General features: G+C 57.0%; 17 protein-coding genes. 10 read left to right on the top strand and 7 right to left on the bottom strand.

Going from position 1 to position 16,850, the window contains the following annotated elements:
- The first annotated feature begins 67 nt into the window (after window positions 1-67).
- The 6 genes from G392_RS12300 (at window position 68) to G392_RS0106165 (ending at window position 4,955) form a co-directional block, all read left to right on the top strand.
- Entirely contained in the window at window positions 68-424 is a 357-nt protein-coding gene (locus G392_RS12300) for an outer membrane protein assembly factor BamE (protein ID WP_245571938.1), read from the top strand.
- Window positions 421-1,224 (top strand): 4-hydroxy-tetrahydrodipicolinate reductase, encoded by an 804-nt coding sequence (gene dapB / locus G392_RS0106145; RefSeq protein WP_027009535.1) that lies wholly within the window; start codon window positions 421-423, stop codon window positions 1,222-1,224. The genes G392_RS12300 and dapB overlap by 4 nt, the downstream gene beginning before the upstream one ends.
- The gene (locus tag G392_RS0106150) at window positions 1,211-2,074 is read left to right on the top strand and encodes an NAD(P)H-hydrate dehydratase (protein WP_027009536.1); all 864 of its coding nucleotides are present in this window, start codon (window positions 1,211-1,213) and stop codon (window positions 2,072-2,074) included. The genes dapB and G392_RS0106150 overlap by 14 nt, the downstream gene beginning before the upstream one ends.
- A gap of 255 nt (window positions 2,075-2,329) precedes the next feature.
- Window positions 2,330-2,998, top strand: a complete 669-nt coding sequence (locus G392_RS0106155) for an HAD family hydrolase (RefSeq protein ID WP_027009537.1) — start codon at window positions 2,330-2,332, stop codon at window positions 2,996-2,998.
- A 78-nt stretch (window positions 2,999-3,076) separates the two neighbouring features.
- Window positions 3,077-4,315, top strand: a complete 1,239-nt coding sequence (gene sstT / locus G392_RS0106160) for a serine/threonine transporter SstT (protein WP_376986859.1) — start codon at window positions 3,077-3,079, stop codon at window positions 4,313-4,315.
- A 100-nt stretch (window positions 4,316-4,415) separates the two neighbouring features.
- On the top strand, window positions 4,416-4,955 hold the full coding sequence (locus G392_RS0106165; RefSeq protein ID WP_027009539.1) for a DUF924 family protein: 540 nt from the start codon (window positions 4,416-4,418) through the stop codon (window positions 4,953-4,955).
- A 268-nt stretch (window positions 4,956-5,223) separates the two neighbouring features.
- On the opposite strand, the gene G392_RS0106170 is transcribed toward G392_RS0106165, so the two are convergent.
- From G392_RS0106170 to G392_RS0106185, 3 genes are all read right to left on the bottom strand, one after another.
- Window positions 5,224-6,372, bottom strand: a complete 1,149-nt coding sequence (locus tag G392_RS0106170) for an iron-containing alcohol dehydrogenase (RefSeq protein ID WP_027009540.1) — start codon at window positions 6,370-6,372, stop codon at window positions 5,224-5,226.
- 272 nt (window positions 6,373-6,644) lie between these two features.
- Window positions 6,645-7,334, bottom strand: a complete 690-nt coding sequence (locus tag G392_RS13040; RefSeq protein WP_051255613.1) for a hypothetical protein — start codon at window positions 7,332-7,334, stop codon at window positions 6,645-6,647.
- A 125-nt stretch (window positions 7,335-7,459) separates the two neighbouring features.
- Window positions 7,460-8,374, bottom strand: a complete 915-nt coding sequence (locus G392_RS0106185) for a metal ABC transporter solute-binding protein, Zn/Mn family (protein WP_027009541.1) — start codon at window positions 8,372-8,374, stop codon at window positions 7,460-7,462.
- Window positions 8,375-8,568: 194 nt separating this feature from the next.
- Between G392_RS0106185 and G392_RS0106195 the strand changes: the two genes are divergently transcribed.
- The 3 genes from G392_RS0106195 to G392_RS14050 all read left to right on the top strand — a co-directional run bounded on the left by G392_RS0106195 (window position 8,569) and on the right by G392_RS14050 (window position 10,037).
- Window positions 8,569-9,021 (top strand): hypothetical protein, encoded by a 453-nt coding sequence (locus G392_RS0106195; RefSeq protein WP_027009542.1) that lies wholly within the window; start codon window positions 8,569-8,571, stop codon window positions 9,019-9,021.
- 159 nt (window positions 9,022-9,180) lie between these two features.
- A complete protein-coding gene (locus G392_RS0106200; protein ID WP_027009543.1) occupies window positions 9,181-9,627 on the top strand; it encodes a hypothetical protein in 447 nt (148 codons plus the stop codon).
- A gap of 152 nt (window positions 9,628-9,779) precedes the next feature.
- Window positions 9,780-10,037, top strand: a complete 258-nt coding sequence (locus tag G392_RS14050; RefSeq protein WP_211224352.1) for a hypothetical protein — start codon at window positions 9,780-9,782, stop codon at window positions 10,035-10,037.
- Between the two features lie 61 nt (window positions 10,038-10,098).
- Here the strand turns inward: G392_RS14050 and ilvD are convergent, their stop codons facing one another.
- Together ilvD and proC are read right to left on the bottom strand one after the other, a co-directional pair.
- The gene (gene ilvD, locus G392_RS0106215; protein ID WP_027009544.1) at window positions 10,099-11,961 is read right to left on the bottom strand and encodes a dihydroxy-acid dehydratase; all 1,863 of its coding nucleotides are present in this window, start codon (window positions 11,959-11,961) and stop codon (window positions 10,099-10,101) included.
- A 256-nt stretch (window positions 11,962-12,217) separates the two neighbouring features.
- Complete coding sequence (gene proC / locus G392_RS0106220; RefSeq protein WP_027009545.1) at window positions 12,218-13,015, bottom strand: pyrroline-5-carboxylate reductase; 798 nt, start codon at window positions 13,013-13,015, stop codon at window positions 12,218-12,220.
- A gap of 208 nt (window positions 13,016-13,223) precedes the next feature.
- Here proC and hisD point away from each other — a divergent pair, with 208 nt between their 5' ends.
- Window positions 13,224-14,528 carry a histidinol dehydrogenase gene (hisD, locus tag G392_RS0106225; protein WP_027009546.1) on the top strand — a complete coding sequence of 435 codons (1,305 nt, stop codon included), beginning with the start codon at window positions 13,224-13,226 and terminating at the stop codon, window positions 14,526-14,528.
- 45 nt (window positions 14,529-14,573) lie between these two features.
- On the opposite strand, the gene lptF is transcribed toward hisD, so the two are convergent.
- Together lptF and G392_RS0106235 are read right to left on the bottom strand one after the other, a co-directional pair.
- Window positions 14,574-15,689: an LPS export ABC transporter permease LptF gene (gene lptF, locus G392_RS0106230; protein ID WP_027009547.1), complete on the bottom strand. Its 1,116-nt coding sequence runs from the start codon at window positions 15,687-15,689 to the stop codon at window positions 14,574-14,576.
- Window positions 15,690-15,775: 86 nt separating this feature from the next.
- Window positions 15,776-16,570, bottom strand: coding sequence for an N-acetylmuramoyl-L-alanine amidase (locus tag G392_RS0106235; RefSeq protein WP_027009548.1), 795 nt, complete (start codon window positions 16,568-16,570; stop codon window positions 15,776-15,778).
- Window positions 16,571-16,850 lie beyond the last annotated feature (280 nt).

Here is a 16,850-nt window from a genome sequence, read left to right on the forward strand (position 1 = left end):
AAAAACTTTCTGCGGCTGCCGCCTTATGGTATTGTTGGGTATTTTCACGCAAGCGAAAGGAAAGCCGGTGAACAAACCTTTGATGTGCTTGGGCATGGTGCTGCTGGCGGCGGGCTGCACGCCCAAAACGGTGGAACAGTTGCCGTATTACAAACTGCCTGTGGTTCAGGGCATGCCTTTGGACGCGGAAGCGGTGGCGGCGGTGCGCCCCGGCATGACCCGCGAACAAGTGCAGCTTTATATCGGCACGCCCCTGCTGCGCCCCCTGTTCCGCAACGACCGTTGGGATTATGTTTATGAGCGCACGCGCGGCGGCAAAGTGAAAGAAACCCGCACGCTGACCGTGTATTTTCAAGGCAATATGGTTTCGCGCGTTGAAGACGGCACACCGAAGCCCGCAAACGAAGGAGTACAACAACCATGACCCCACCTTTAAAAATCGCCATCGCCGGAGCGGGCGGACGCATGGGCAAAACCTTGATTGAAGCGGTGGTGCAGCGTGCGGACGTGTTGCTGTCGGGCGCATTGGAGCATGCCGCTTCGCTGGTATTGGGCAACAGCGTTGCCGCCAACGTCCGCATCAGTGCCGATGCCGGTGCGGTATTAAAAGGCTGCGACGTGCTGATTGACTTTACCCGTCCCGATGCGTCTTTGCCCCTGATTGGTGCCTGTGCCGAACACGGCGTAAAAATGGTCATCGGTACAACGGGCTACGATGAAGCGGGCAAAGCCGCGATTCGCGCTGCCGCCGAGCGCACCGCCATCGTGTTTGCCGCCAACTACAGCGTGGGCGTAAATCTGACTTTCCACATTTTGGACACCGTTGCCCGCGTGCTGAACGAAGGCTACGATGTGGAAATCATCGAAGCGCACCACCGCCACAAAATTGATGCCCCGAGCGGCACGGCATTGCGCATGGGTGAAGTGGTTGCCAACGCCTTGGGGCGCGATTTGCGCGAATGCGCCGTGTACGGGCGCGAAGGGCAGACGGGGGCGCGTAACGGGCAGACCATCGGCTTTGCCACCGTGCGCGGCGGCGACATTGTCGGCGACCACACCGTATTGTTTGCGGGCGAAGGCGAGCGCGTGGAAATCACCCACAAAGCCTCCGGACGCATGACCTTTGCGGCGGGCGCGGTGCGGGCGGCGGTGTGGCTGGCACAGCGCGACAAAGGCCTGTTCGACATGCAGGACGTATTGGGGTTGCGCCATGACACCGTTTGACACCGAAACCTGCCGCCGCTATGCCTTGCAGCACTTTCCCGACATCTGCCGCGCCCGTCCCGCCGACAGCCACAAAGGCACATTCGGCACGGCGGCGGTGCTGGGCGGCAGCAAAGGCATGAGCGGCGCGGCACTGCTGGCGGGCGAAGCCGCCATGTACGGCGGTTGCGGCAAAGTTTTGGTCGGCTTGGAACACTACCCCCCGCCGGCACACCGCGCCCGCTTGGAGCTGATGATTGACGATGCCGCCGCCGTTGCCGCCGCCGATGCCGATGTATGGATTGTCGGCTGCGGACTGGCGCAAACCGACAGCGCCGCCGCCCTGCTGCAACACGTCTGCCAACGGGCGCGCGTGCTGGTGTTGGACGCGGGCGCACTGCACCTGCTGCCCAAACACCCCCTGCCCGCCCCGTCTGCCGACACCGTGCGCGTACTCACCCCCCACCCCGGCGAAGCCGCCAAACTGCTCAAAAGCACCCCCGATGCCATCGTGCAAAACCGCGTTTGGGCGGCGCGCGAGCTGGCGACCCGCCATCAGGCTTGGGTGGTGTTGAAAGGACACGAAAGCGTGATTGCATCGGCATCGGGCTTTTTACGCATCAACCGCAACGGCAATGCCGGCTTGGCAACCGCCGGCAGTGGCGATGTATTGGCGGGACTGCTCGGCAGCCTGCTGGCACAAGGCATTGCCGTAGAACAAGCCGTTGCCGCCGCCGTCTGGCTGCACGGCGCGGCTGCCGAATGGCTGGCTGCCCGCCAAACCGGCCCCATCGGCTTGCTGGCGGGCGAACTGCCCGTTGCCGTCCGTTGGCTGCGCAACCGGCTCGTTACCGTGGCGGGCAACAATTGAATCGTGTCATCAATTGACCGGTAAAACACCGCGCCGTCATTCCCGCGCCTGCGGGAATCCAAGTCGAAGCACGACAAACCTTGATAAAACATGGCTTGCCAAGCATCGGGCAATGGATTCCCGCAATGTGCGGGCATGACGGCATTTGTATATAACTGATTTAATGTAAAAAATTCAAATGATGACACACCCTGAAAAACAGCCGAACCGCAGCACCCCTTACCAACGCCACGCTCCCCGCACAGGAATATCCCCATGACCCGCCTTGCCATCTTCGACCTTGACCACACCATGATTGCCACCGACAGCGACCATGCCTTTACCGAATTTCTCATCGAACAAGGGCTGCTGGACGCCGCCGAAGCCGCCGCACGCAACCAACAGTTTTACCAAGACTACTGCAACGGCTGCCTGAACATACACGAATACCTTGCCTTCCAACTCCGCGCCCTGCGCGACGTTTTGCCCGCAGAGCGCGACCGTCTGCACCGCCAATTCATGCGCGAAAAAATCACCCCGCACCTGCGCGACAAAGCACGGGCAACGGTCGAGCGCCACCGCCGCAACGGCGACGAACTGCTGGTGATTTCGTCCACCAACGAATTCATCATCACCCCCATTTGCGCGGCGTTCGGCATCGGCGAAGTCATCGGCACGGCTCTGGTTTGCGATGAACGCGGCTGCTTTAGCGGCGAAATCGACGGCGTGCCGAGCTTGGGCGAAGGCAAAATCGTGCGTCTGCAACAATGGCTGCACGCACGCGGCAAATCCCGCGCCGACTACGAAACCGTGTATTTCTACAGCGATTCCAAAAACGACCTGCCCCTGCTGCGCCATGCCGATGTGGCGGTTGCCGTCAATCCGGACGACACCCTGCGCCAAACGGCGCAAGCCGAAGGCTGGCAGATTGAAGACTGGCGCTGAATCCCGCCGTGCTGCGGAAACATTTGAACCGTTTTTCAAACAACTATACAATCCCCGTTTTTGATTTTGGGAAGCATCATCATGTTTTGCAATACGCTGTGCCGCGTTTACCGCCGTGTCGGATTGGTGTATCAGATTATTGCCGGATTGCTGGTTGGCGCGTTTATCGGCGAAATGCTGCCTGCTGCCGTGCCGGCGGTGGCGATTTTGGGCAAGCTGTTTGTCGGCGCGTTGAAAAGTGTCGCGCCGTTTTTGGTGTTTGTATTGGTTACGGCGGCGATTGCCCAACACAATACCGAAACCAAAACCCACATTCGTCCGATTTTGCTCATGTACCTGATTGGCACGTTCAGCGCGGCGGTGGCGGCGGTGGCGGCGAGCTTCGCCTTTCCCAGCACCATGACGCTGGTGCAAAGCGGCGACCACGCGCTCAATCCGCCTTCGGGCATTGCCCAAGTGATGTCCAATTTGCTGATGAATCTGGTTGCCAATCCGATTGGCGCCTTGAGCAGTGCCAACTACATCGGCATTTTGGCGTGGGCGTTGCTGCTCGGTTTCGCCCTGCGCCGCACCGCCGCCGCCAGCACCCTGACCGCCGTTGCCGATTTGTCCAAAGCCGTTTCGGCCATTGTCGGCTGGATTATCCGTTTTGCGCCTTTGGGGATTTTGGGGCTGATGGCGGAAACCGCCGCCGCCACCGAATTCAGCAGCATGATTCGGGAATACGGCAAATTGATTTTTGTGCTGGTCGGCTGCATGGCGTTTGTCGCTTTGGTGGTCAATCCCCTGCTGGTGTTTTGGAAAATCCGCAAAAACCCTTATCCTTTGGTATTTTTGTGCTTGCGCGAAAGCGGCATTCCCGCCTTTTTCACCCGCTCTTCCGCCGCCAACATTCCCGTGAATTTTGCTTTGGCAAAACGGCTGAACCTGCACGAAGACACTTATTCGGTGTCGCTGCCTTTGGGGGCGACCATCAATATGGCGGGCGCGGCGATTACCATTACCGTGCTGACTTTGGCGGCTGCCAACACGCAGGGCATTACGGTGGATTTTGCCACTGCTTTGCTGTTGAGCCTGATTGCCACCGTGAGCGCGTGCGGCGCATCGGGGGTGGCGGGCGGCTCGCTGCTGCTGATTCCTTTGGCGTGCAGCCTGTTCAATATTCCCAATGATGTGGCGATGAATGTGGTGGCTGTGGGTCTGATTATCGGCGTGATTCAGGATTCTGCCGAAACCGCGCTCAATTCGTCCACCGATGTGTTGTTTACCGCCGCCGCCGACATGGGCGCGGCTGCCCAAGCGGGCAAAACGCAATAAGCGGTGCCGCACCGTCATTCCCGCGCCGGCAGAAAGCCGGCAAGCATCGGGTGCGCGGGAAGGGCTGGATTTTTAACAGATTGATTGGAAAGGTGGCGCAATGACCCCGCAAACCGTATTGGATTTTTGGTTTTCCGAAGCCAACCGCCCGTTTTGGTTTCAAAAAAGCGATGAATTTGATGCACAAATCCGCACGCGTTTCGCCGCCGTGTGGCAACAGGCAGCGCAGGGAGAACTTTATGGCTGGCGCGACAGCCTGCACGGACGTTTGGCGGAAATCATCGTGCTGGACCAGTTTTCCCGCAATCTGCACCGCGACAGCCCGCTCGCTTTCGCGCAGGACGGCATGGCGGTGGTGCTGGCGCAGGAAGCGGTGCGGCAAGCGGGTTTCGCCGAGATGGACGTGTCCGAACGCCACATGATGCTGATGCCCCTGATGCACAGCGAAAGCCGCGCCGTGCATGTGCTGGCGGAAAAGCTGTTTGCCGAACACACCACGCCCCACGCGCTGGATTTTGAAATCAAACACAAGGTGATTATCGACCGTTTCGGGCGTTATCCGCACCGCAACGCGGTGTTGGGGCGCGAAAGCATGGCGGAAGAAACGGCGTTTTTGCAAACGCCGGGTTCGTCTTTTTAATCATGTTTCAGGGGCTGCACATAAAGTGCAGCCCCGTGTGTTGCCCCAATTGGGGCGTGTCATCAACTAACCGAAAAATCTTTGCACCGTCATTCCCGCGTAGGCGGGAATCCAACAATAAATTGCAACAAAACTTGATAAAACATCGTTTTCCAAGCATCGGGCAGTGGATTCCCACCTACGTGGGTATGACGGTATTTTCATATTCCACTGATTTTCAGCAGAAATTTAAATGATGACACGCCTTGGGTCGGGGATTCAAACCGAATCAGCGTTTGCCGTACGCGGCTTCAAAAATGCCGATGATTTCGTCCAAATCCGCTTTGCGCGGATTGGTGAAGCCGCACACGTCTTTGAGCGAGTTTTCCGCCAGCACGGTAAAGTCTTCGCGCTTGACGCCCAATTCTTCCAGCGATTTGGGAATGCCCACGATGTCTGCCAGCTTTTTGATGGCATCAATCACGCCCAAGCCCTGCAAATCGGCGTTGTTGGCGCTTAAAATTTCGCCGACGTGGTTCAAACGCGCTTCGGCGGCGGGCATGTTGAAGGCTTCTACGTGCGGCAGCAGCAGTGCGTTGCACACGCCGTGCGGCAGGTCGTAAAAACCGCCCAATTGGTGCGCCATCGCATGCACATAGCCCAAAGAGGCGTTGTTGAACGCCATGCCCGCCAAAAATTGTGCGTAAGCCATTTTTTCGCGGGCTTCTTTGTTGTCCGGCTCGCGCACGGCGGTGGGCAGATACGCGGCAATCAGCTCGACGGCTTTGACGGCACAGGCATCGGTCAGGGGGTTGGCGATGGTGGAAACATAGGCTTCTACCGCGTGGGTGAGTGCGTCCATGCCGGTGGCGGCGGTGAGCGCGGCGGGCATGCCCGCCATCAGCCCCGAATCGTTGATGGAAAGGGTGGGGGTAACGTGGCTGTCCACAATCGCCATTTTCACGTGGCGCGCTTCATCGGTAATGATGGTAAAACGCGTCATTTCCGAAGCGGTGCCGGCGGTGGTGTTGATGGCAACCAAAGTCAGTTGCGGTTTTTTGGATTTGTTCAAGCCTTCGTAGTCGGCGATGTTGCCGCCGTTTGCCGCCACCAGTGCCACCGCTTTGGCGCAATCGTGGGACGAGCCGCCGCCCAGAGAAATCACAAAATCCGCGCCGCTTTCGCGCAGTTTTGCCAAGCCCGCTTCCACATTGCCCACCGTGGGGTTGGGCTGTACGCCGTCAAACACCGCCGCTTCCACGCCTTTTGCCGCCAATTTGTCGGCAACGGTTTGCGCGATGCCCAGTTTTGCCAATGCGCCGTCGGTAACAATCAGGGCTTTTTTGAAGCCCAAGCCCGCAACTTGCGCCAAACCTTCGTCCAGTGCGCCCGCACCCAAAATATTTTGTGAGGGCATGAAAAATTGTGATGTTGCCATGGTGTGTTTCCTTAAATATCGGATTTGCCCCGTTGTCCGGCGGCTTGGGGCATGAAAAGAATCGGGTGCTGCCGGACCATTTTTATATCGGATTGGCAAACATATTAGATAGAGCACCAACACTTGTCCAGCCTGTGCGCTTGCGTTTTGGTTTTTGTGATGCGTGCCATTTTTTTTCAAGATGCCGCACCGTCCGCGCCAACGCAAAACGCGCCGTTATGCCCCTGCGGACATGACGGCGCGGTGTTGTTCCGGCTGATTGGCGATGCGCCCTAACGCACCATTTCTTGGGCAAGGGCTTTGATGTTCAGTTCGCGGTCTTTGATGATGCCGTTGAGCCTGCTGACTTGTCCGGCATTGCCCTTTTTTTTGGCGGAAACCAATTGGGCTTGTGCGGCGCGCAGTGCGGCGCGTTCGCGGTTGATTTCGCGCTCCAAGATTTGGCGGCGCGTCAATACGGGCTCTTTGGGCGGGGCTTTGACCGTTGCCGTTTTAACGGCGGCGGGCGCGGGGGTTTTGGCGGCGGTTTTGCTTTTGCCGCGTGGTGCGGGCGGCGGGTTACGCAACCGCACTTTCACCTTCGGCTTGACGGTTTTGACCGGCGCGGCGGGGGATTTTTCCGTTTTTTCGGGTTGGTTGCCAGCAACGGGCGGCGGCGGCAAAACGGTGATGTCGTCGTCCTGCCGTACCGTGTCCCAAATGCGGCGCAATTCTTCCGAAGCCTTTAATGTGCTTTTGGGCGCTGCCGTTTCGCCGGTGTCGGCACCGGCAAGCACGACAACGTCCGCAACGGCTTGGTCGGGCGTGTCCGAAGCGGCGGGGGCAGACGCTTCTGCCTGTACGGCGGCAGGTGCGGCAACCGTTTGCGCCGTTTCAAGCGGTGCGGCAGTCATGGGCGCGGCGCACGCGGCGGTGGCGGACAAAACAAACAAAACGGCAAAAAAACGGAACAATTTTTTCATACAACTTCAAATTTAGGTGTTTCGCACGAAACATTGTAAACCATCTCGGGCAAAATTCAACCGTTTTTGCCGTTCGTGCAGGGTGGCGATGTTTGTACCATGATGATGACGCGCCGCACGGATGGTTATTGCTTCATCGCCGCCGCCATCGTGCGGACATTGTGGCGGAACATATCCGCATAGCTGCGCGCGCCCGCGTCTTTGCTCAAGGCATCGGAATAAAGTTTGCCGCCGATTTTCACCCCCGTTTCTTGGGCGATGCGTGCCACCATGCGCCCGTCTTTGATGTTTTCGGTAAACACGGCTTTGAGTCCCTGTTGTTTGATTTGGCGGATAATCGCGGCAACGGTGCGGGCAGACGGCTCGGCTTCGGTGCTGACCCCTTGCGGCGCGAGAAACACCACGCCGTAGCGTTTGCCCAAATAGCCGAAAGAATGGTGTCCGGTCAATACCTTGCGTTGCGCTGCGGGAATAGCGGCGAATTGTTGGCGGGCGAATTGGTCGAGCTGTTGCAACTGTGCGTGGTAGCGCTGCAAACGGGCGGCGTAATGCGCCTTGCCGGCGGGGTCGGCTTTGCCCAGTGCGGCGGCAACATTGGCGGCATATTGGCGCATCAGCACGGGGTCGTGCCAAACGTGCGGGTCAAATTCGCCGTGGTGGTGGTCGTGCCCGTCTCCGTGATGGTGGTGGTGTCCGCCCGCTTCGGCTTTTATCGGCTTGATGCCCGCCGCCGCTTCGGCATAAGCGGTTTTGCTTTGTTTGACGGCACGGACGATGTCGGCTTTTTCCAAGCCCAAGCCGTTGAGCAGCACCAATTTGGCGTTGCCGATGGTTTGAATGTCGCGGGCAGTGAGGCGGTAGGCATGGGCATCGGCATCGGCACCGACCAAGTTGGTTACGCGGACGCGCTCGCCGCCGATTTGTGCGGCAACGTCGCCCAAAATACTGAAGCTGGCAACCACCGGCAGGGGTTCGGCAAACGCGCCCGCCGCCCACAGCAGCGCAAGTACGAAAACAGATTGGATTTTGCGTAACATCATCATGCCCTTAATTATCGTGCGTGAAAAAAGGAACATTGTACACGATTTGATGTTATGGTGTAACATTCGGCGCGGATTTTGGTGCATGGACAAGCCAAAGGGGTGATTATGCCGAGCATGGCAGCCAAAATTGTGATGGAATGTGCCGTGCCGATGAGTAAAGTCATTTTCAATTTCAAACAGGAGCAATAAATATGCACACCCTTCCACAGGAAATCATCAATAATCTGAAAACAAGACGGATGACCGATGATGATTTCGCTTTTTTAAAAAGTTTGCCGGATTTTCATGAAATTGATGAAATCTATTTTTTTGATGACTATTTTATCCAATCGGGTCGTAATATGGTGGAAATATCCGACACGGAAAAATTGTTTGAACTGGGAGACATTCCCGGATTAACCGTTACTTCTAGATACGTTTATGTAAACGGAACCGATATATGCATTATTATTGATGCATTTGTAGATTACTCAATTTATTTTTGCTCGCAGAAATTACGCAACAATCTTGATGATATCAAAAAAATATTCAGTTATTTAATTGTGAAATTTGGGCATGATTTAGATAAAAATTATGAAGTTACGGATGAAAAATTAGAAAATTGCACTTTTATTGAAAGTCGAAATCAATATTTTGATTATTAACCAATAAACCATTTGCATGAGGGCATGATGATGTTTGATTTAAATACCGCATTACAAAAAATTGAAACCGCTCAATTTAATAGGCACAATAAAAAAGGAATTTAATGAGTCATCTAATTTTCAAACAGATGTGGGTAAATTAGCGTAGGAGCAATAAATATGCACACCCTTCCACAGGAAACCATCAATAATCTGAAAGCAAGACGGATAACTGATGATGATTGGGCTTTTTTAAAAAGTTTGCCGGATTATCCCGAAATCAAAGAAATCTATTTTTTTGATGACTATTTTGCAAAATCAGGTCATCACATTGTAGAAATATCTGATACGGAAAAAATATTCTCATTAGGAGATATTTTGGGATTAACGAGCAGTTACAGGTTTGTTTATGTAAAAAATCAAAGTATATGCATACTAATTGATACATTAGAATGTGGTTTTTCAATTTATTTTTGCTCACCTAAGTTGTTGAACAATATTGAATATGTAAAAACAGTTTTTAATTATTCGATTATGAGATTTGGGTGGGATTTTATTGATAATCTTGATGTTAGTGAAATATTTAATTTTGGCTTTATTGAAAGTAAAAACAAATATTTTGACTGATATTTAATTAACTATTTCCTAGAGTAGGATATAATTATGTTTGATTTAAATACTGCGTTGCAAAAAATCGACATCGCTCAAACAATATAAAGCAATCGCAGTTTGGGTTTGCGTTGCGCTTTAGGGGGTGTCGTCAATCAGCCGAAAAGTCTTTGCGCCGTCATTCCCGCGCAGGCGGAAATCCAAAACAAATTTCAAAAAGCATTGATAAAACATCGCTTCACAAACATCAGGTAGTGGATTCCCGCCTGCGCGGGAATGACGGCGTTTTTGTATGGTTGATTAAAATCGCAACGATGCGGCGTTGCCAACGCCCTGATGTACTTACCCGTACGCGGCGGGCGTTGCTGCCTTGTCTCGTTTTGATTTTTATCAACTATATTATGCTGATTTTTTGTATAAAAATTTAAATGATGGCACGCTCTGACCCAAGCGGTGATGGCTGTGTTGCCAGTCTGTTGGTCGTGCGTTTTAACGCCGTTCCACTTGGCTGACATCGCGCACCGCGCCCGTGTCCGCCGAAGTGGTCATCGCGGCGTAGGCACGCAGGGCGGCGGAAACGTGGCGGTCGCGGTTTTCGGGCTGCCACGCTTGGGCACCGCGACTTTCCATCTCGGCGCGGCGTTGCGCCAGTTCGTCATCGCCAATTGCCAAATGAATGCGCCGTTGCGGAATGTCGATTTCCACCGTGTCGCCCTCGCGCACCAAACCGATTGCGCCGCCTTCCGCCGCTTCGGGGGAAACGTGTCCGATGCTCAAGCCCGATGTGCCGCCTGAAAAACGCCCGTCCGTGAGCAGGGCGCAGGCTTTGCCCAAGCCTTTGGATTTCAGGTAGCTGGTGGGATAGAGCATTTCCTGCATACCGGGCCCGCCTTTCGGGCCTTCGTAACGAATGATGACGATGTCGCCCGCTACGATTTGATTATCCAAAATTGCGGACACGGCGGCATCTTGGCTTTCAAACACGCGCGCGCGTCCGGTGAATTGCAAAATGCTGTCGTCCACGCCCGCCGTTTTCACCACGCAGCCGCGCTCGGCGATGTTGCCGAACAGCACCGCCAAGCCGCCGTCTTGCGAATAGGCGTGCTGCTTGCTGCGGATACAGCCGTTTTCGCGGTCAAGGTCAAGCGTGTCCCATTGGCGGTTTTGCGAAAAGGCTTGGGTGGTGCGCACGCCGCCCGGCGCGGCTTTGTAACGGGCGTGTGCGGCGGTGTTGGCGGGGTTGCTTACGTCCCACTTTGCCAGCGCGTCTTTCAAAGTTTTTTCGTGAACGGTGGAAACATCGGTTTTCAGGCAGCCTGCGCGGTCAAGTTCGGCAAGAATGCCCATCACGCCGCCCGCGCGGTGTACGTCTTCCATGTGGTATTTCTGCGTGGCGGGCGCGACTTTGCACAGGCACGGCACTTGGCGGCTGATGCGGTCGATGTCTGCCATTTTGAAATCCACTTGCGCTTCGTTGGCGGCGGCGAGCAGGTGCAACACGGTGTTGGTGCTGCCGCCCATTGCCACGTCCAAACTCATGGCGTTTTCAAACGCGGCTTTGGTGGCGATGCTGCGCGGCAATACGCTGGCATCGTTTTGTTCGTAATAGCGTTTGGTAATCTCCACAATCAAACGCCCTGCCTGCAAAAACAGTTCTTTGCGCTCGGCGTGGGTGGCGAGCAGCGAGCCGTTACCCGGCAGCGACAGGCCGAGTGCTTCGGTGAGGCAGTTCATCGAGTTGGCGGTAAACATGCCCGAACACGAGCCGCAGGTGGGGCAGGCGGAACGTTCCACTTGCGCCACTTCGGCATCGGAAACGGCATCGTTGGCGGCATCGACCATCGCGTCCACCAAATCCAGTTTGCGCGTGTCGGTGATATTTGCCACGCCGATGACTTTGCCCGCTTCCATCGGCCCGCCGGAAACAAAGACGGTGGGAATGTTCAGGCGCATCGCCGCCATCAGCATGCCGGGGGTGATTTTGTCGCAGTTGGAAATGCACACCAGCGCATCGGCGCAGTGGGCATTGACCATGTACTCCACGCTGTCGGCAATCAAATCGCGGCTGGGCAGGGAATACAGCATGCCGCCGTGTCCCATGGCGATGCCGTCATCTACGGCGATGGTATTGAATTCTTTTGCCAATCCGCCTGCTTTTTCAATTTCGCGGGCGACCAGTTGTCCCAAATCGTGCAGGTGGACGTGTCCGGGAACGAATTGGGTAAATGAGTTGGCAATGGCGATAATCGGTTTGCCGAAGTCGGCATCTTGTACGCCGGTGGCGCGCCACAGGGCGCGTGCGCCCGCCATATTGCGGCCGTGCGTGGAGGTTTTGGAACGGTAATCGGGCATGGTTGTGTGTCCTTTGGTTTGGTGTGGTTTGGGGCGGGATTATAGGGGAGATGTGCGTTGTTGCCCACAATGGGGGTGGGGCGTGTCGTCAATTGACCGAAAAACACGGCACCGTCATGCCCGCAAATGCGGGAATCCACTGCCCGATGTTTGGCAAAGGTGTGTCGTGCTTTGATATGGATTCACGCATTTGCGGGCATGACGGTGTTTTTTATTGCACGGATTTCCGGTAGAAAAATTTAAATGGTGATGTGCCTTACGGTGCGGTTTGCGCCATTTCGCGGGAGCGGTGGGCGGCGGCGTGTGCGGCACGGGTTACGGCTTGGGCAACGTCATCGCGGCGCAGGCTTGCCAATGCGGCGTGGGTGGTGCCGCCTTTGGAGGTAACCTGCTGTTGCAACACGGCAAAATCGTCAGACGACTGCGCCGCCAAGTCCACCGCGCCGCGAAAAGTCGCCAGCGACAGCATTTTGGCGTGTTCTGGTGAAAAACCGAGCGTTTGGGCAGCCTGTTGCAGCGCATTGAGCAGGTAAAACACATAAGCGGGGCCGCTTCCGCTCACGGCGGTGATGGCGTGCATCTGTTCTTCCGTGTCCAGCCAAACGCATTCGCCGCAACTGCGCATCACGGCATCGGCGCGTTCGCGGTCGTGTGCGCTTGCGCCTTCGGCGGCATACAAACCCGATACGCCCGATGCCACGGCGGCAGGGGTGTTGGGCATGATGCGGACGATGCGCCGCGTGCCGCCGAGCATTTGCGACAACGCCGATACGGGCAAACCCGCCGCAATCGACAACACCAACGCTCCGCCCGTGTCCACGCCCGCGCACGCTTCTGCCATGTCTTGCGGCTTTACCGCCAACACCAGCACATCGTCGCCGTGCAATTGCGGCGGCAGCGATTCAAGGGTTTGCACGCCGAATTGCGCGTGCAGACGGGCGCGTTTGTCGGCACAGCGTTCCGCCACCGCCACCGCGTGCGGGTAGGCGGCGCGGCGCAGCCCCGCAATGATGGCGGCAGCCATATTGCCGCCGCCGAGAAAATAAAGCGTCATGATTCCACTCCGAAAAAGGGTTTGGCAAAAACAGGGTTTTGCTTATATTATCACGCCCGACCATTTTACAGAATGCAAGCCGTGTTTCAGCGCACAGGGCAAAGCACAATCTCCATGCCTTGCCCCGATTCGGACGGGCTTGCGCCCCGCCCGAACGGAATTTATTTTACCGCCGTAAACGGTGGGGTTTCAAACCAAAGGAATTTTGATGAAAACACTCTCCACCCAATCCCCCGACTTTTCCGCACAACTGGACGCGCTGCTGGCGTTTGAAACCGCGCAAGACCCCGCCACCGACCGCGCCGTTGCCGACATCTGCCAAGACGTGCAAACGCGCGGCGATGCCGCCGTGCTGGAATACACCGCCCGTTTTGACGGGCTGGACGCGCCCGACATGGCGGCTTTGACCCTGCACGCGGGCGACTTGGCGGCGGCGTTTGCGCGGCTGCCCGACCACGTCCGCAGCGCACTGGAAACCGCCGCCGCCCGCATCCGCCGTTACCACGAAAAACAAAAACTGCAATCTTGGCAGTATCTTGACGAAGACGGCACCCTGCTCGGACAGCAAATCACCGCGCTCGACCGCGTGGGGATTTACGTGCCGGGCGGCAAGGCTGCTTATCCCAGCTCGGTGCTGATGAACGCGCTGCCCGCGCAAGTGGCGGGCGTGGGCGAAATCATCATGGTCGTGCCTACGCCAAAAGGCGAGCGCAACGACATCGTGTTGGCGGCGGCGCATCTGGCGGGGGTGAAGCGCGTGTTTACCATCGGCGGAGCGCAAGCCGTTGCCGCGCTCGCCTACGGCACGCAAACCGTGCCGCAAGTGGATAAAATCACCGGGCCGGGCAACGCCTACGTTGCCGCCGCCAAACGGCGCGTGTTCGGCACGGTGGGCATCGACATGGTGGCGGGGCCATCGGAAATCTTGGTGATTGCCGATGGCAGCGTCCCCGCCGACTGGGTGGCGATGGACTTGTTCAGCCAAGCCGAGCATGATGAAATCGCCCAAGCCATTTTGATTGCCCCGTCCCAACGCTATCTGAACGACGTGCAAAACGCCATTGCCCGCCTGATTGAAGACATGCCCCGTCGCGACATCATCCGCGCCGCCCTGAACAATCGCGGCGCCATGATTTTGGTGCGCGACTTGGACGAAGCCTGCGCCGTTGCCAACCGCATCGCCCCCGAGCATTTGGAACTGTGCGTGAACAACCCCGAACAATGGGCGGCGAAAATCCGTCATGCGGGCGCGATTTTCATGGGCGGCCACACCAGCGAAAGCTTGGGCGACTACTGCGCCGGCCCAAACCACGTTTTGCCCACCAGCCGCAGCGCGCGTTTTTCATCGCCTTTAGGCACATACGATTTCCAAAAACGCAGCAGCCTGATTCGCGTGTCGCCCGAAGGCGCACAAAAATTGGGGCAAACCGCTTCCGTATTGGCGCACGGCGAAGGCTTGACCGCACACGCCCGCGCCGCCGAAATGCGTATGGTTCAGCACGTCATCATCTAGGGCGTGCCGTGTGTTTGTGCGCGCGCAAAACTTGCCCGAGCACCGTTATTTTGGCGGACGCGCCCAAGGCAAAGCCTGCCGCAACGCCCGTCCGAACGGCATGGCGGGCATGCTCCGCATCCGCAGCAGCAGCCACACGCAGCCGCCCATCAACAAATGCATGGGCAACAATCCCGCCAAAAACGGAATTTTGCCGTCTTCCACCATGTCGCGCAGCAGGGTCAGCCCGTTTTGGTACACCAGAAAAAACAGCGATGCGATGATGACGTGATAGGATTGTCCACTGCGCGTATCAACATACGACAAGGGCAGTGCCAACCAGCCCAACAGCAGCAGCGATATGGGCAGCGACACGCGCCACATCAGTTCGGCGCGGTATTGCGGGGCGGGATTACGCAGCAGCTCGGCAGTGGGCAAGGTGCGGCGGTGGGCGGTTTCGGCGGGCTTGTGCGGGCTGTTCAGGGCGAGGCGCAGTTGGTCGAAAGAGATTTGTTCGAAATCGCCCCTGCCTGCCGCGCCCGTGTAGCGGTAGCCTTGTTCCAGCACCAGTGTGCGGACGTTGTCGCGCAGGTCGAAATGCCCCGAACGGGCGAAAATCACGCTGTCGCCGCCGTCGGGACGGCTTTCGCGCAAAAACAGCCTTTGCATTTTGCCTGCTTCGGCATCGAAGTGTTCGACAAAATACACGCGCCCGTTTTTTTTGCCCAATTCGCGGAACACGCCCGATTCGACCAGGGAAAGGTTTTGTTTGTGTTTGAGTATGTCGGCGTATTCGCGGCTGTGGCGTTCGGCTTGCGGCAAAACGGCAAGCTGCAGCACCGCCGCCAGCACCGCCAAGGGCAGGGTAAAGGCGCTAATCGGGCGCAGCCATTGGCGCAAGCCCAAACCGCACGCCAGCCACACCGCCATTTCGCTGTCGCGCCAATAGCGGGTCAAGACGGTGAGAATGCTGATGTAGGCGGTCAGCACCAGCAAAAGCGGGGTCATGCCCAGCGTCCAAAAGCCGATGAGGGCGGCGACGGCTTCGGCGGCAACGCGCCCGTCTGCGGCGCGTCCGAGCAGGTTGATGCCCTGTGTGAACACCAACACCGCCAGCAAAACGCAAAAAATGCCCGCAGCCGTTATGGTGGTGTCTTTGAGAAACTGTTTGCGGTAAATCATCGGGCGGATTGTACGGCAAAACCGTGCGGCAAAAAACCCGAAAACCGTGCTGCGGTTTTCGGGTTTGGGCGGTGCTGCCAAATGTTTCAGCGTTTGGCTTTGGGCTTGGCTGCCGTTTTGGGTGCGGCTTTTTTAAGCGGTGCGGGCTTGTCTTTTGCGGCCGCTTTTGCCGGAACGCGGGGACGGGACGGCTTGGCGGCGGGCTTGGACGTTTGGGGCTTGACGGCAGACGGCGCGGGTTTGGCTTTCGCTTTGGCATCGCGCTGCTTCAGGCTGGTGCCGATGACTTTTGCCAGCTTGCCCGCGATGGCGCGGCGTTGGCGTTTGTCGGCGAGCTTTTTCAAATCCGCCTTATTGCTCATGAAATACATTTCCAACTGCACGCTGGGGCAAGTGGTGTTTTGCAGCGTAACAAAACGGGCGCGGCGCACTTCGGGACGCTTGGGGTTGAAGGCTTTTTGCACGTTGCGGGCGATTTGCAGGCTTTTTTTGCCCACTGCGGTGGCATCGTTGCCCTGCAAAACGTAGGTATGCACGCCGTTGGCGCGGGGGTTGTTTTTCGCGGCATTGACGTGTACCGAGGCAAACAGTTTGCGGCAGTGTTTGCGCCCGTATGCCAAGCGTTGCCCAAGCGGGCGGAAGGTGTCGTCCGTGCGGGTCATCGCCACGCTGAAGCCTTGTTGCCGCAAGTGTTTGCGAAGCTGTAACGACATATCGAGGGCAAAATCTTTTTCCATGTATTGGTGTTTGCCCAAAGTGCCGAGTGCGCCGTGGTCTTTGCCGCCGTGTCCGGCGTCGATGACCACGTCGGCGGCGGCGGCGCTGCCCAAATGCAGGGCGCACACGGCGGCAAACGCGGCGCGTTTGAACCATTTTTTCATCGGTTGTTTCCTTTATTTGTCTCTTTCTTTAAAGACCGGCAAGCCTGTTTTGCCTTTGTCGGGCAAATGCGGAGCCGGTCGGGACGGGCAGGACGGCGGCAAAAAACCGTTCTGCAAATTGGCACACCGTTTGGCAAACGGGTGTGGCGGGATTGGCAGAACCCTCCTTTTTGGTGCGGTGGAGAAGGTTAAGGATTATACGTTGTTTTGCCAAAAACGCGGCAAACGGGTGCTTGATGCGCCTTGCGGCGGGGCATGTTTGCCACAGACGTACGCACCG

Source organism: Conchiformibius kuhniae DSM 17694 (assembly GCF_000428785.1).
Lineage (GTDB): Bacteria > Pseudomonadota > Gammaproteobacteria > Burkholderiales > Neisseriaceae > Conchiformibius > Conchiformibius kuhniae.